At 46.5% G+C, this 16,231-nt stretch carries 6 protein-coding genes; 5 read left to right on the top strand and 1 reads right to left on the bottom strand.

The window, feature by feature from the left end; translation table 11 throughout:
- Positions 1-100: 100 nt before the first annotated feature.
- On the bottom strand, positions 101-1,069 hold the full coding sequence (locus tag NDI42_RS10130; RefSeq protein ID WP_190421392.1) for a polyphosphate kinase 2 family protein: 969 nt from the start codon (positions 1,067-1,069) through the stop codon (positions 101-103).
- A gap of 786 nt (positions 1,070-1,855) precedes the next feature.
- On the opposite strand from NDI42_RS10130, the gene NDI42_RS10125 reads away from it, so the two are divergent.
- The 5 genes from NDI42_RS10125 (at position 1,856) to NDI42_RS10105 (ending at position 16,142) form a co-directional block, all read left to right on the top strand.
- The gene (locus NDI42_RS10125; RefSeq protein ID WP_190421391.1) at positions 1,856-2,686 is read left to right on the top strand and encodes a sulfatase-like hydrolase/transferase; all 831 of its coding nucleotides are present in this window, start codon (positions 1,856-1,858) and stop codon (positions 2,684-2,686) included.
- Positions 2,687-3,281: 595 nt separating this feature from the next.
- Positions 3,282-9,470: a type I polyketide synthase gene (locus tag NDI42_RS10120; RefSeq protein ID WP_190456974.1), complete on the top strand. Its 6,189-nt coding sequence runs from the start codon at positions 3,282-3,284 to the stop codon at positions 9,468-9,470.
- Between the two features lie 20 nt (positions 9,471-9,490).
- The gene (locus NDI42_RS10115; protein WP_190456972.1) at positions 9,491-11,947 is read left to right on the top strand and encodes an SDR family NAD(P)-dependent oxidoreductase; all 2,457 of its coding nucleotides are present in this window, start codon (positions 9,491-9,493) and stop codon (positions 11,945-11,947) included.
- On the top strand, positions 11,944-15,303 hold the full coding sequence (locus NDI42_RS10110; RefSeq protein WP_190456970.1) for a type I polyketide synthase: 3,360 nt from the start codon (positions 11,944-11,946) through the stop codon (positions 15,301-15,303). The genes NDI42_RS10115 and NDI42_RS10110 overlap by 4 nt, the downstream gene beginning before the upstream one ends.
- Positions 15,304-15,401: 98 nt before the next feature.
- Positions 15,402-16,142, top strand: coding sequence for a 4'-phosphopantetheinyl transferase family protein (locus tag NDI42_RS10105; protein ID WP_190456968.1), 741 nt, complete (start codon positions 15,402-15,404; stop codon positions 16,140-16,142).
- Positions 16,143-16,231 lie beyond the last annotated feature (89 nt).

Here is a 16,231-nt window from a genome sequence, read left to right as displayed (position 1 = left end):
GAAAGCACCTTGATTAAGGCTATTTTAGACCTGAAAAGGCAATTGTCAGCTTGTGTTTGCTAAATCCTTGCGGCGCAATAAAACACAAGTGCTTTAGGCTTCATGGAATCACAATATTTTCTAAACCAGTTTCTGCCCTTGGATATTGAGGATTCATTGCTTCCAAAGTGTCCACAATGGTTCGAGCAATTACCAAGTTGCGATACCACTTATTATTTGCAGGTACAACGTACCACGGGGCATAGGCAGTAGAGCAATTATTAATTGCTTCCTCAAACGCCATTTGGTAATCGTCCCAAAATAGGCGCTCTTTGATGTCATTACTAGAAAATTTCCAGTGCTTCTCCGGGTTATCCAACCGACTCTGCAAACGCCGTTTTTGTTCGTCTTTGGAAATATGGAGAAAAAACTTAATTACCCCAATGTTGTTAAAAGTGAGCATTTGCTCAAAGTCATTAATCGCGTGATAGCGCTTTCGCCAAATATCCTCCGGAACCAACTGCTTGACTCGCACAACTAGCACATCTTCGTAATGCGAACGGTTGAAAATCGTAATCATGCCGCGTCGAGGCGATCGCTGGTGATAACGCCACAAGAAATCGTGGCTCGCTTCCTCATCACTGGGCTTTTTAAACGACCAAACTTGGCAGCCTTGGGGGTTAATGCCTTGAAAGACGTGTTTAATCGTGCCATCCTTACCGCCAGTGTCCATCGCTTGCAGTACAATTAGCAGACTGCGCTGGTTTTCAGCATACAAGCGTTCTTGTAAATCTCCCAGGCGATCGCGCAGATGCTCAAGTTCCTCTTCGACGTGTTGCTTTTTTGTATAGTGTTCTGAGGCGTTTGGATCGATATCGGCTAAACTAATTCGCTCTCCCGGTTTAACCCGATATTGGGGATAATTCGGTTTCGGTGGTGGCTCATCGACTACGATTGTTTCCGGTGACATGACATCAGCAATTTGTGCCGCCGCCAAAGCTGCTGCCTTTTTGGTTTTGGGAGCTTCAGCTTGAGCTATATCGTTGGCAGCACTATCTGTATTATTTTCGGAATTACTGCGATCGCTCATAGGGCTTTTCTGGTTGTCCAGCTGAGGGGAACCTATTTTTGATATTAGTTCAGGTACATTGGAAAGCATCCCTGCCGCAAGGCAGACGAGAGGCATAACTCGCAGTGTCGGACGCTACAGCAGCGTCAATTAGCAACCCGATCCGTCTGGTGCTTTAACTGAACGCGATCGCCTTCCCAGTACGAATTAATAGTGCAACTGCAACTACCAAATCAGGTATCCACAAGAAGTGAACAGGAGATTTCTTCAACAATCAGAAAATTTTCCTATCTCCTTTAGGACTCGTTAGCCGCGTTGCATAATAGAAGAGTGAATTGTACCAGATGTGCATCTATTAAAATAAGTTGAATCACCTAGAGGTTAACTGAAATTGCTCAACTTAACGATTGACACTACTACAACTACAGAACCGCTGGGATTTTTGAGCGAGTTTGGGTAAGATTGATTCTTTCCATACCCTACGTGGTTCAACAAGCAGGAGCGTATTTTACAAAGCAATCGGATTTCCTGCGTTACCCTAAAGATGTCAAAGGTCTTTCTCTCCTCTCTGGGATTGAGGAGACTCCTATGCTGTTGTGCTTACATTACCGGATCTTCAATGCCATTATAAAATTTTGCATCTATCCTGAATTTACAACACTTTTACCTTGTATCAGGTATACTCACTTATTCTGCCTTGAATTACATAATGGCAATGAATTTGTGTGTAATTTAACTACAGTATTCAGAGTTGCCAATAGGCAAATAACTTGCTAAATAAAGTCTCTTAGATTGAGGTTTATCCTTATGCCAAACCATCTTGTATACATTATTATGGATAGTTGCCGATATGACAGCTATGAGGCAGCATCAACACCGAATATGGATCGCTTAGGGCTGGCGGAGCCTCGCTACAGCTATGCTTCTTGGACATCTCCTTCCCACTACACAATGCTCATGGGGATGATTCCCCATACTAGCCCTCGCGGTGTGTTTGCCTCGGAAGTTTATAAGCAAGAATTTTTGAAATGGGTAGATCGGCTGGGAATTCCCGACTTGTCTTTCAAAACTTTTGTCCCTCAATTGTCTTTGCCTAAAGTTTTAAAAGACTTTGGATACAAAACAATTGCACGAGTTTCCATGCCTGTGCTGAATCAATTTACCAGCATAAATCAATTTTTTGATGACTATGTTTTGATGTCGAATCATAACGACTTCGCCACAATGGTGCATCAAATTGATTTTTCAGGTTCTGAACCTTGTTTTTACTTTCTAAACCTGGGGGAAACCCACTATCCATATATGCTTAAAGGCGATGATATGCCGCGTATATCTGGAGTTCATGGGGTGTTTAAGAATATGGATCAATTCGCACTTGCTAAAAATGAACCTGGAGAAAGCAAGTTTTTTGAGCAGGAGGAAATGCAGCGCTTACACAAGCAGCAAATATCCTGTGTTGAATATATAGATGGGCTTTTAGGAGAACTATATCGCAAGTGTCCTGAGAATACTCACATTATCCTGACAGCAGATCATGGAGAGTTGTTTGGAGAAGATGGCTATTTTGGTCATGGCCCTGTAATGCACCACAAATGCTTTGAAGTGCCTTTTGTCGAGGGTCTGCGTCCGACCATCTAAGAGCTATATGTTTCTGTGGTGACTACTTACAATAGATCAATAGATGGCAAAAAGCTGGAAAATTTCAACATCTTGCAGATAAATAATTTTAGCTTATACCCTGCCTCAACAAGCACCAAATCAGAGATGTTTTCCAGCTAATTTCTGGAAAATTTGGCAATCGCATTGTAGACACTTTTACAAACACGGTAGAGAAAAACTATAATTCAGGCTTTGCGAGAATGCCAAGCCCGTTAGCAAAACTCTTGTAAAGGAGGCACAGAGATTTGATGACTAGCGAGATATTATTAAAGAATGTAAGCTGTAGTTATATGTATTTGAAAAAGTACTTTTAGCTATGATGAGTAGATTTATTACATTAATTTGCTAACAAGAAAGATTCCGTAAAATTACGGATGAAAGTGAAGCTGAAATAGAAATAGGCTGAAATTATTCAATATATTTTATAGTTAACAGAAAACCCACAAATCAATTGTCCAAAATGTTAACTACAAAAAAGATATAAAACCAGAAACTTTTTTATTGCCAAACTCATCTGGTTATTTTATTTTTCCTTTACTTGACTGATCCCTGTCGTGATAATAAGGCAAGACTCATGAATACCTTCACCTGTTTTTCCCTAAGCCCTATTGGATTAGAACATCCTGGTCTAGCGATCGCAACCTCTAGAGCAGGCGGTGTGGGTGTGCTGGATTTAGAATTTTGTCGGGATTCCGAACAAGCGACGAGGAATCTGGATAAGCTTTTAGAGCTAGTCAATCCTAGCAGTCAGATAGGGTTAAGGTTAAAAGTTGACCAAGTTGCTGATAGCCAAAAATTGCTGCAACGGCTGCTGCATCGCTCCCATTGGATAATTCTAGCTGGATGGGAAGCACGATCCTTAGGGGAGGTTATCGCGTGTCTGCCCCAGTGCCAATCGCGCCGCCTATTGCTGGAAGTCACAGATGTTGAACAGGCACAAGGCATCAATTACCATGCAGAAATCTTTGGGTTAGTGGCGAAGGGACAGGAAAGCGGCGGTTGGGTAGGTGAAGACCCGGCATTTATCCTGACGCAAAAACTCTTAAATGTCCGTAATCAGGAGTTAGTAGACGTTGGAACTACTGACAACAAACAAATTCTTCCAATCTACGTGCAAGGTGGGATTGGGATTCATACAGCAGCAGGAGTCTTGGCGGCTGGTGCAGCAGGTGTGGTACTTGACGATCAATTGTGGTTGATGCCAGAATCGCCCCTCCCCGGTGCATGGCAACGCTACCTCAACAACCTGAACGGACAAGAAGCGATCGCAATTGGCGATCGTCTCAACCGCAGTTGTCGCGTCTTGTCTCGTCCCGGTTTCCAGGCAATTACCGCTTTGCAACAACTGGCAGAAAAAATAGAAATTCAGGAACTGGGGACTAGGGACTGGGGACAAGGAAGCAACCCCTCAATCTCTAGTTGGCAACAGGCGGCTACATCCTTAATCGGTTGGGATTCGCCTGGCACTTTAGCATGGCCTATGGGACAGGCTGTAGGATTAGCCGCTCATTTTCGACTTCGCTACCAGACGACAGGCAAACTAATCCAAGCCATTCTCAAGCAAAGCCTCGCTAATGTAAAAAAGGCTGAACAACTACAGCCACTAGCACCAAATTCACCCTTAGCCGCTTCTCATGGCACCCGCTATCCGATTATGCAGGGGCCGATGACCAGAGTCAGCGACAAAGCAGAATTTGCGATCGCAGTTAATAAAGCGGGCGCTTTGCCGATGCTGGCGTTGGCGTTAATGCGAGGCCAGCAGGTAGAAGAATTATTGCAGGAAACGAAGCAAAAAATTGGCTCTAGCGCTTGGGGAGTCGGCATTCTGGGTTTCGTCCCCCAAGCACTACGGGAAGAACAACTGCAAATTGTCAAAGCTGTTAAGCCCCCATTTGCCTTAATTGCAGGCGGTCGTCCAGATCAGGCGGCTGACTTAGAAGCCGAAGGAATCGCCACCTACCTTCACGTTCCGACACCGGGATTGCTGCAAATGTTCCTCGAACAAGGGGCGCGGCGGTTTGTCTTTGAAGGAAGGGAATGCGGCGGACACGTTGGCCCATTGAGCAGCTTTATGCTTTGGGAAAGCGCCATTGAGACACTTTTAAAAGACGTTCCGGCGGGCAAAGAAAGCGAAATCCACGTTTTCTTTGCTGGGGGGATTCACGATGCTCGTTCTGCTGCCACAATCAGCGCGATCGCTGCGCCTTTGGTAGAACGCGGGATGAAGATTGGCGTGCTGATGGGAACAGCTTATTTATTCACCCAAGAAGCTGTCAAGTGCGGTGCAATTGTGGACGGATTCCAGCGCACAGCACTAACTTGCACTCATACTATCAATTTGGAAACCGGGCCAGGTCACGCCAGCCGTTGTGCAATTACTCCCTTTGCTCAAGAATTTTACGCAACTCGACGGGAAATGTTGGCGGCGGGTCATTCTCCTGAAGAAATTAAGAATGTTTTAGAAGATTTGACGCTGGGACGCTTGCGCGTTGCTTCTAAAGGTTTGGTGCGCGATGAGCAAGGTATTGTTCCCGTGGAAACTCAAAAACAACTGACTGATGGAATGTACATGATTGGTCAAGTTGCCACTCTGCGTAACTCTGTTTGCACCTTAGAGGAGTTACATCAGGATGTTTCACAAAAGAGTTCAGAGTTGTTAGTTCATAGCAATGAACCATCAACCGTAAAAAATGAAGCGTCTCCCTCAGATGTAGCAATTGTCGGTCTTAGCACACTGCTACCGAAAGCTGAATATCCAGATACCTTCTGGGAAAATATTCTGCATAAAGTAAGCGCCATTACAGAAATTCCGGCGCACCGTTGGGACTGGCGACTTTATTACAATCCAGACCGTACCGCACGAGACAAAATCTATTCCAAATGGGGTGGTTTTATCGATGATGTGCAATTCGATCCGGTGCGGTATGGAATTCCGCCCAAGTCGGTGAAATCGATCGATCCAATTCAACTGCTGGCGCTAGAGGGAGTGCGAAGGGCATTAGCAGATGCGGGGTATGAGTCGGGAGACTTTGACCGGGAGAATACTTCCGTTATTTTTGGCGCAGCAACAGGTGCGGGGGATTTAGCGCATCAATACGCCACGCGATCGCATCTTTCTCTCTATGTAGACGAACCCTCAGAGCAAACTTTGGATCGTTTACCAGAGTGGACAGAAGAATCATTCCCAGGCATCCTATTAAATGTTGCCGCAGGTCGCGCTGCTAACCGCTTTGATTTTGGTGGGGTAAACTTTGCCGTTGATGCTGCTTGTGCTTCTTCCCTAGCAGCAATTAGCCTAGCCGTTCGAGAATTGGAAAGCGGTCGCAGCAATGTGGTAATTGCCGGCGGAGTAGACACCGGACAAAGCCCCTTTGCCTACTTGACATTTAGCAAAACTCAGGCTCTCTCCCCACAACAGCAACCCCGCGCCTTTGACAAAGCAGCCGACGGGATTGTGATCAGCGAAGGGATTGTGATTCTGGTACTGAAACGTCTAGCTGATGCCGAACGAGATGGCGATCGCATCTACGCTGTAATTAAATCTGTTGCAGGTTCCAGCGATGGCAAAGCCTTGGGATTGACCGCACCCCGTCCAGCAGGACAAATGCGAGCCTTAGACCGTGCCTACAGCCAAGCTGGTTTCTCACCCAACACACTAGGATTATACGAAGCTCACGGCACCGGAACTGTTGCCGGAGATAGAGCAGAAGCGGAGACAGTTACCGAAACCTTAAAAGCAGCCAATACACCGCCCAAGTCCTGCGTCATCGGTTCTGTGAAAACTGTAATCGGTCATACTAAGAGTTCTGCTGGCGTAGCGGGACTCGCCAAAGCAACATTAGCTTTGCACAACGCAGTTTTGCCACCCCACTTAGGCGTAGAAAATCCCCTAGATACTCTTGCCGATCCGCAAAGCCCAGTGTACTTGCTCAAAGAAGCAAAGCCTTGGCTGATGCACCCGAACTATCCCCGCCGCGCTGGTGTTAGTGCATTCGGCTTTGGCGGCACTAATTTCCATGTAGTGCTGGAAGAATATCGAGGTAACTTGCGCGATCGCACACTTGGTGCTGATACTTGGCCGTGCGAACTGTTTGTTTTCAAAGCTGCCAACTCGGAAGCTTTAACAAAAGAGATCGGCACTTTGTTAGAAGCTTTACGCGCTGGTGCAACCCCTCGCCTACGAGACTTAGCTTACAGCTACTCTCTCAAAGCCCAAACAACCTCACAGAATGTTTGTCTAAGCATTGTTGCCGAAAGCCTGCAACAGTTGCAAGCAGCTTTGGAATTAGTCATTAATCAAGACACACAGCAACCCCTACCACCACACATTCAACTCTCGTCTGTCAATAACAACGGACAAAAAATTGCCTTCCTCTTCCCCGGACAAGGATCGCAATATCCAGATATGGCTCGTTCCGTGGCGCTGTATCGCCAGGAAATGCGAGAAGCATTGGAATTTGCCGACCATGAGTTACAGCAGTGCTTCCCCAAATTGTTGAGTCAATTTATCTATCCACCCAGTGCCTATTCTGAAGAACAAGAAGCACTCAACCAAAAACAACTGACTGATACGCAGATCGCGCAACCTGCAATTGGTGCTGTGGAAACCGGATTTATCGACTTGGCGGCAAATCTGGGTTTAAAGCCGGATATGGTTTGCGGTCACAGTTACGGAGAATATACTGCCCTTTACGCGGCGGGAGTTTTGTCTCGCCAAGACTTTCTGCACCTTTCCCAAACCAGAGGCAAAATCATGGCAGCTGCCTGTAAAGGTGCCGATGGTGCAATGGCAGCAGTGCAGATGCAACGCCCAGAATTGCAGGCGCGGTTAACCAGTGTTGAGGGGGTGGTAATTGCCAATCATAACGCTCCTTTGCAAACAGTAATTTCTGGAAACAAAGACGCGATCGCCCAAATTGTAGACCAGCTGAACGCCGAAGGAATAATGGCACGGATGCTGCCAGTCAAGGGTGCTTTCCACTCTCCCTTAGTAGCTTCTGCCCTTAACCCACTAATCGAAGCTATCGACAAAGTGACATTGCGATCGCCCACGATTCCTGTTTATGCTAACTCCACGGCTCGTCCCTATGATGCCGATTCCGAGGCAATTTCCACTCAGTTATCTAAACACCTGATCCACAGCGTCGAGTTTGTCAGCCAAATTAACGCCATGTATGCCGCTGGCGCTCGAATTTTTGTGGAAGTTGGCCCCAAGAGCATCCTGACTAAATTAGTTGGACAAATTCTGGAAGGAAAAGAGCATACAGTTGTCTCCTTGGACGGACAAGGCGGGGGGATGCGAGGTTTTCTGATCGCTCTGGGTACACTATGTACGCAGGGCATCAATATCCAGTTACCAACTCTATTTGAAGGGCGGAACGTGCGTCAGCTAGATTTATCCTTGGCAGCTTTGACGAAAAAACCAGATATTTCGCCCACAACTTGGCTGTTAACTGGTGCTAGTTCCAGACCTATCAAGGATGCGGTGGGTCACATGGGTAAAACACCCTTGATAAACCAGGATAGCGCCGCCCAAAGCAAAGCGCTAAATGCAAAACAGCCAGAACAAGAAACAGCCTTACCAGTGGTGGGAACTTCTGGAAGTTCTACAAAGTCAGCAGTGAAGTTTAGCGGACAGCATCAGGAAGAAGAAAACAAGAAACCCACTACTAATCCCGCCCCCACTTCGTGCAGCGCTAACAGTCCTCAGCCCTCAGCACTATCACCAGGAGTTGCTCCCAAATTGACAATGACCCCCTACCCAGAACAACAACCCGCACCATCACCCAGCGCCTCAGCTCTTACTGGCGAGACTGCCCTAGCAGCTTACCAAGCTTATCAAGAAACCATGCGGCAATTCCTGGGGTTACAGGAACAGGTGATGAAGCAGTTTCTCGGAGGGGTGAATTATCAATCGCCCCAACAGCCGCAACAAATACCATCAAAGAAGGCGATCACACCTACTCCCCGAATCGTTACCAACTTCAGCCAGCCTTCGGGAAATGGTAGCAACAATGGTGCAAAAACGCCTGAGGTGTTAATCCAAAATACCAATGGTACAGCGATCGCTCCTGTCGTACCGGCACCACAACCTGACATTCAATTGCCAGTCGTCACTCGTCAGCCCTCAGTCGTCCAAACCACGACAAACAACGCACAGCTTCCAGATCGTGCTGCTTTGACGGAAAAATTGTTGCAGTTAGTCAGCGATCGCACTGGCTACCCAACAGAAATGTTAGGGTTAAACGCTGACATGGAAGCTGAACTCGGTATCGACTCGATTAAACGGGTGGAAATTTTGGGTGCTTTGCAAAAAAGCTTGCCAGAACCTTTCAGCAGCTTGATGCGATCGCGCATGGAAAATTTCACCCGCGCCAAAACCCTCAACAGTGTTGTTGAACTACTAAATAGTCAATTAACAACCAACAGCCAACAACCAACAACTAACAACCAGCAGCTTCGAGATCGAACTGCTTTGACAGAAAAATTGTTGCAGTTAGTCAGCGATCGCACTGGCTATCCAACAGAAATGTTAGGGTTAAACGCTGACATGGAAGCGGAACTCGGTATTGACTCGATTAAACGGGTGGAAATTCTGGGTGCTTTGCAAAAAAGCTTATCGGAACCCTTAGCCAGCAACGTGCGATCGCGCATGGAAAACTTCACCCGTGCCAAAACCCTCAACAGCGTTGTGGAACAATTACTAAAAGCTGGTAACGTTCCGGAGGAAAATAATAGCCTGGGAAAGTCATTGCCCCGGTAGAAGCCCTGCCGCGCTACATAATGAAAGCGCGGGCAGAACTTTTACCTGACACGGAAGTAGTCTCCCTTAACGGGCTATTTCTGATTACCCAAGATCAGATGTCCGTTGCGCCTTACGTCTCGGAAGGCTTGCGGCGCATGGGAGCCACACCAGTTACCATCTCCACTGATATTCTGCTCGATCCGGAAAAACTGGCGGCTGAAATTAACGAAGCGCGATCGCTCAATGGGGAAGTCAGAGGAATTATCCATCTGACCGCACTTTCTCCCATCCCCATGCCGGAAACTCTCTCAGAGTGGCGGCAGTACACACAAATTGACTGCAAAAGCTTATTGACAGTTCTCCAAATTTGTGCGTCTGACCTAAGCCCCCCAGCCCCCCTTCCCTCTGAGGGAAGCGGGGTGTCTAGCTCCCCTCTCCTTTTAGGAGGGCAGGGGGAGAGGTTCCCCTATACGCAAGTCCTAGCAGCCTCGCTACTAGGAGGGCAGTTTGGGCGCGATGGTAGCTGTAGTTCTGGTCTTCCCACAGGTGGCGGAAGTAAAGGACTACTCAAAACAATGGTGCAGGAATGGTCTGGAGTGGAAGCGAAAGCCATTGATTTCGACGATAGTTTATCAGCCGCCGAAATTGCTAGAACAATCATCAAAGAATTGCTGGTATCGGGAGGTCACTCAGAAATCGGCTATCAACAAGGAAAGCGGATGGTATTTGAGCCAGTTTTGGCACCCTTATCTTCCCTTCCTGCTTCCTCCTTGCCGATTCATCCTGCCAAAGATTGGGTAGTTCTAATTACTGGTGGTGCCAGAGGTATTACAGCCGAAATTGCCAGTACCTTCCTGATTCCAGGGATTACCCTGATACTGGTTGGTCGTTCTCCGGAACCTGCGGAGGAATCTCCCGACACAACGGGAATCGAGGATATTTCTCAACTGCGGAAAATATTGCTGGCAGCGCAAAAAAAGCCAGTAACGCCCGTACAGATTGAGAATCAACTACGGGGAATATTACGTGATCGCGTCATCCGTCGCAACCTCAGCCATTGTCGGCAAGCTGGTGTCAACGTTGAGTATCAAGCAGTTGATGTTAGAAACGCTGAAGAATTTGGCTGTTTCATCGAGGAAATTTACTCTCGCTACGGTCGTCTGGATGCCGTCGTTCACGGTGCTGGTGTCATCGAAGACAAGCTAATAGTTGATAAAACCCTAGAATCCTTCGACTTTGTGTTTGATACGAAAGTCGATAGTGCCTTTATTCTCAGCCGACACCTGCGACCCGACTCTTTAAAATTACTTGTTTTCTTCACCTCCGTTGCCGGAAGCTTTGGCAATCGCGGACAATCAGACTACGCTGCTGCTAACGAAGTTGTCAACCGTCTAGCATGGCAACTAGACCAGCGTTGGCAAAATACTCGCATTGTCGCCCTCAACTGGGGGCCTTGGGACATCACGGGTATGGCTTCTGAGTCAGTGAACCGTCAGTTTCGAGAACGAGGCGTTATCCCCATTCCCCCTGATGCAGGTCGTCAGTTCTTTATTGAGGAACTGGGTTATGGAAATAAGGGTGACACAGAGTTAATTATTGGGACTTTTGAGGGACTGGGGGCTGGGAAAGAAGGGACTGGGGATTGGGGACTGGGGACTGGGCATCCAATCACGTCTCAACTACAAATTCAACCCGATAGCACCGTCACCTTAGAACATACTTTCTCGCTTCTGTTGCATCCCTACTTGCAAGATCATTGCCTGGATGGTAAACCAGTTTTGCCTGCTGCGGGTGCCTTAGAGTGGATAGCGCAATTTGTCCAAGCTGCTTGGTCAGAATGGACAGTCACAGAGGTTCGGGATTTGCGAGTTTTGCGGGGAATTGTACTCGAAGAAGCCAGAAAAGTCCTTTTTATCGCTCGTGCTTCTACTCAGGCTGATTTTGAATCTTTGGAAGTGGCAGCCCAAATTGTAGACCCTGAGAGTAAAATTCCTTTCTACAAAGCTACTGTGATTCTGCGTCCGCAGATGCTGGAATCGCCTAAGGTGCAAATAGACGCTTTAAGTTCCGGCAATAGTTTGGATGTTGCTGTTGCTTATCGTGATTATTTATTCCACGGCTCTAGTTTCCAGTTATTGACAGCTATTGACCGATTAAATGAGCAAGGAATTGATGCTGAGGTGATGCCATCGCAGCAATCATCTTGGTTATTTGACTTGGCTTTAATTGATACAGCACCGCAGTTAGCGATCGCTTGGTCGCGTGTCCAAAAAGCTACAACTGCCTTACCTTCAAGATTTGGCTCAGTTATCCGCTACGGCAAATCAGCGCTCAATAGTGTGCTAAAAGTTGCTTTTCGGGTTACTCAAGCTGACGACCATATGCTTGTGTACGATGCCATTTTTATTGATGAAAACGGTAACGTCCGCTTCCATCTCAAAGACATAGAAAGTACCTGCAATACCGCCCTTAATCGTTTGGCAAGCAAATTATGAATAAAATAGGTTCATCTACCAATATTGCGATTATCGGGATGTCTGCCTTGTTTCCGGGAGCCAAAAATTTGTGTGCTTACTGGGAAAATATTCTGAACAAGGTAGATGCGGTTGAGGATGCACCCGATGAATGGGCTGGTGCTTATTTTGATCCAAATTCTACCGAAAGCGGTCGCATATACACCCGTAAAGGTGGCTTTTTGGGTAAATTAGCTGAATTTAACCCGGTTGAATTTGGGATTATGCCAAATTCAGTGGATGGGGGAGATCCAGACCACTTTCTATCCCTGAAATTAGCACGGGATGCGATCGCTGATGCGGGCTACACAGATAAACCTTTCAATCGGGAAAAAACCGGGATTATTCTAGGGCGAGGCACCTATATTAACCGGGGTTTTGTCACGGCACTTCAGCAGAGTATGATTGTAGACCAAACGCTGAATTTGCTGTGTCAACTGCATCCAACGCTCGACCAAGACACATTAAATAGTATTCGTCAAGAGTTAAAGAGTAGCGTACCGCCTCTAGCTGCGGAAATCATCCCCACTTTGGTTCCCAACGTAGTTACAGGGCGCATCGCTAACCGCCTAGACTTGATGGGGCCAAATTACGTAGCTGATGCTGCTTGTAGTTCTTCCCTGATTGCGGTTGAACTAGCGATGAACGAATTAATCAGCGGTCGTTGTGACATGATGCTGGCTGGAGGTGTACAAGCTGCCACACCTGCACCGATTCATATGCTGTTCTGTCTGTTGGGGGCTTTATCTCATGGCAAAATTCGCCCGTTTGACACGTCAGGGGCAGGGACTCTGCTAGGCGAAGGTGTGGGTTTCTTGATTTTAAAACGGCTAGAGGATGCAGAACGAGATGGCGATCGCATCTATGCTGTTCTCAAGGGAGTCGGCACCTCCAGCGATGGCAAAGCACTAGGCTTGCTAGCACCTCGCCTCGAAGGTGAAGTTCTGGCGTTACAGCGTGCTTACGAAAATAGTGGCATCGATCCAGACACTATCGGGCTAATTGAAGCGCACGGTACTGGCATCCCCTTGGGAGAACAGACCGAGATGCAGACGCTAAATCATGTCTTTGGTCAGCGTCAAGGAAACTTCCCACGCTGTGCCTTGGGTTCTGTGAAATCGATGATCGGTCACTGCATCCCAGCAGCGGGTGTTGCCAGTCTAATCAAAACTGCGCTGGCCTTATACCATAAAGTATTGCCGCCGATGCTGTGCGACGAGGTGAATCCAGCCTTAGAAATTGAGAAAACGCCATTTTACATCAATACCGAAGCTAGACCTTGGATTCATGGAGAACAAACTCCACGCCGCGCCGGAATCAACGCCTTTGGATTTGGTGGAATTAATGCTCATGCAATCTTAGAAGAATATAGAGGCTGGGGACTGGGGACTGGGGATTGGGGACTGGGAGAAAACTCCCAATCCGAAATCGAACAACCAATTACTAATTGGTCTACAGAACTACTAATTTTCTCTGGTGATAGTAAGCAAGACCTGATTGCTTCCATTAACAATATTCAGCAAATTTTGCAAATCGATGAAAGTATATCCCTTGCCAACCTTGCCTATACTTTATCGGAGGCAAACACTCAGCACTCTCATCGCCTAGCAGTCATTGCCAAAAACGTTCCAGAATTACAAACAAAGCTAAAACAAGCCCTAGAAAAATTAGCCGATCCCAAATGTACTAAACTGCAAACGCGCAGCGGAATTTACTACACAGCAAATATAAAAAAATCGGGTAAAACAGCCTTTTTGTTTCCCGGAGAAGGGTCGCAATATCCTAATATGTTGGCTGACCTCTGCTTGTACTTCCCTAAAGTTCGGGCGTGGTTCGACTTTTCAGACGAAACCTTTGCGGGAATCTGGGAAAATCCACCTAGTCGCTTTATTTTCCCATTCCCAACAGGCTTAACACAAGAAGAACAAAAGCTAGGGGAAAATCAGTTATATGCAATGGATGTTGCTACCGAAGCTGTGTTTACTGCTGGCATGGCTTTGGACGAACTGCTGCACGATTTTGGCATCAAATGTGATGTTATGGTTGGTCACAGCACCGGGGAACATACGGCTTTACTCGCTTCAGGTGTCTCCCGCGTCAAAGGGAAAAAGCAACTGATAGAAATGAAACGTCTTCTAAACCAAAGTTATAAGGATTTAGAGGCAACAAATAGCGTTCCTAAAGGAGCATTATTAAGCGTTGGTGCTATTGAGCCTGATTTCATCAAAACACTGCTCAATGCTTACTCAGGGCGCTTGCATTTGGCGATGGACAACTGCCCAAATCAGGTAGTTTTGTTTGGCAGTATGGGTGATATTGATGAAGCTGCAAATCAAATAAAAGAGGCGGGCGGAATTTGTATGCACTTGCCCTTCGACCGCGCCACTCATACGCCTCTATTTGAAGAGATGGCATCGGCTTTACGCAGCTACTATGAAAAGTTGGATATGAGTGCTGGTCATACTAGCCTTTATAGTTGTGCGACTTGTTCCGAATTTCCATCTGACCCAGAAACTATCCGCGATGTAGCTATTAAACAGTGGTCTAGTCGAGTACGTTTTCGGGAAACAATTGAAAACCTTTATGATGAGGGCGTGAGAACCTTTATCGAAGTTGGACCCAGCAGCAATCTAACTGGATTTGTCGATGATATTCTCCGTAACCGTAATTATGTTGCTATACCCAGTAATACTCAGCGAAAATCTGGTTTAGAACAAATCCAACTTTTGCTGGCAAGACTGTTTGTAATGGGCAAAGAAATTGATCTGGCTCCTTTGTATAAAAATCGCCAAGTAACGTCAGTCAATTTGGATGTAACAACTGTACAAAATGGCATTAAAAAACCTAGCCCTATTTTGGATCTTACCTTGCCAATAATGCAGTTGCGTCCAGAGTTTGCCCAATCAATACAGGAGAAGTTTCACTCCCACCAACCTGCTGACTCACATTTTGCACCGGAAAAACCTAACTCCCTAACCGTTTTACCCTCCGTTGAAAGAGAAGAAATTCTCTCCTCTCCAAGGGAAGCAAAAGAAATTCTCCCCTTCCCTAGCAGGGGAGAGGTCGAACCTGCGGAAATTCAAACAATGGCGTTAAACCAACCCTTACAAACTTTTGAAAATAGTAGAGTATCTAGTGAAGTCAGTTTGGAGGAAGTCAGGAAAATAGACGCACAAGAGTCCTTTGCTACTTCTTCCGAAACTCCTGTTTTCTCCGATGACATCCGCTTAGCTGTTGTATCGGCGCATTTTGATTTGATGCAAGAGTTTCTCGCGAGTCAGGGAAGGGTGATGACATCTCTGTTTCCTAACCCTACTGACAACAACGGTTCGGAGTGATAAAGCCAAAAAACTCGGTTTTCTTAGAAGTTACTCTTACGTGTCTAACACCGAGTTTTTAGTAAAAACTGGTTTTTATCTACTTACCGACAACAAAAATGCTTCCTTCTCCCCCTCTCCCTCTCTCCCCCTCTGCCCCTGTCCTCTCCGAACCTTGGATGCAAGTAGAAACGGGTCTAGTTTGTAGGCGTATTTATGTAAATCCAAAACCAGAAATTTCTCTAAATCCTTGGCATCAGGAACTGGCTGATTTGATGTTAAATGACAAAGAGCGGGAAATTTGGGATAAACTACCAGAAAAAGGGCCAAGACGACGCGATCGCTTATTCGGTCGGATCGCTGCTAAAGACGCTGTACGCCAGTGGGCAAAACAAGCTTTCAACTTGGAAATTGCACCTGTAGATATTGAAATTTTAGCTACAGAATTGGGTAAACCGTTTTTGCATTGTCCTAGCTTAGAGGTGATGGTGCCATTACCGGATATTTCTATCAGTCACAGTCGGGGTTATATAGTTGCAGCTTTAGGACGATCGCGTCTTGGTATCGACTTAGAAAGACTGGGAAATATTCGCTTTGAAGATTGGATTGATGCTGCCTTCAGCCCATCAGAATTGGAATTGCTACCTTCGGCAAATTTCCTGATTGCACTCGGTTTTTGGTGTGCCAAGGAAGCTGCCAGCAAAGCAGTCGGGACAGGATTGCAAGGAGTACCGGGAAAGTGGGCGATCGCTTCCTGTTCTCCTGATGGTAAACAAGTAAAAGTAACTCACAATAATGATTGTTTTTCTGTCAATATATGGTATGGCAATAATGAAGTCTTAGCTATTTGTCAGTGTTAAATAGATGGGCATAAATAAACGCCACAAAAACCTAACCCTCGACTCCCTTCCCTCATAGGGGAGAGGAGGCCAGATTCTCCTCCTCTCGT

Source organism: Funiculus sociatus GB2-C1, from assembly GCF_039962115.1.
In the GTDB taxonomy this organism is placed as follows: Bacteria; Cyanobacteriota; Cyanobacteriia; order Cyanobacteriales; family FACHB-T130; genus Funiculus; species Funiculus sociatus.
Note: the sequence above shows the minus strand (reverse complement) of the source record. Positions and strands in the feature narration are given on the sequence as shown.

Coding starts and splice junctions, on each gene's coding strand:
- NDI42_RS10130 (WP_190421392.1), bottom strand. CDS start 1,069: ATGAGCGATCGCAGTAATTCCGAAAATAATACAGATAGTGCTGCCAAC.
- NDI42_RS10125 (WP_190421391.1), top strand. CDS start 1,856: ATGCCAAACCATCTTGTATACATTATTATGGATAGTTGCCGATATGAC.
- NDI42_RS10120 (WP_190456974.1), top strand. CDS start 3,282: ATGAATACCTTCACCTGTTTTTCCCTAAGCCCTATTGGATTAGAACAT.
- NDI42_RS10115 (WP_190456972.1), top strand. CDS start 9,491: ATGAAAGCGCGGGCAGAACTTTTACCTGACACGGAAGTAGTCTCCCTT.
- NDI42_RS10110 (WP_190456970.1), top strand. CDS start 11,944: ATGAATAAAATAGGTTCATCTACCAATATTGCGATTATCGGGATGTCT.
- NDI42_RS10105 (WP_190456968.1), top strand. CDS start 15,402: ATGCTTCCTTCTCCCCCTCTCCCTCTCTCCCCCTCTGCCCCTGTCCTC.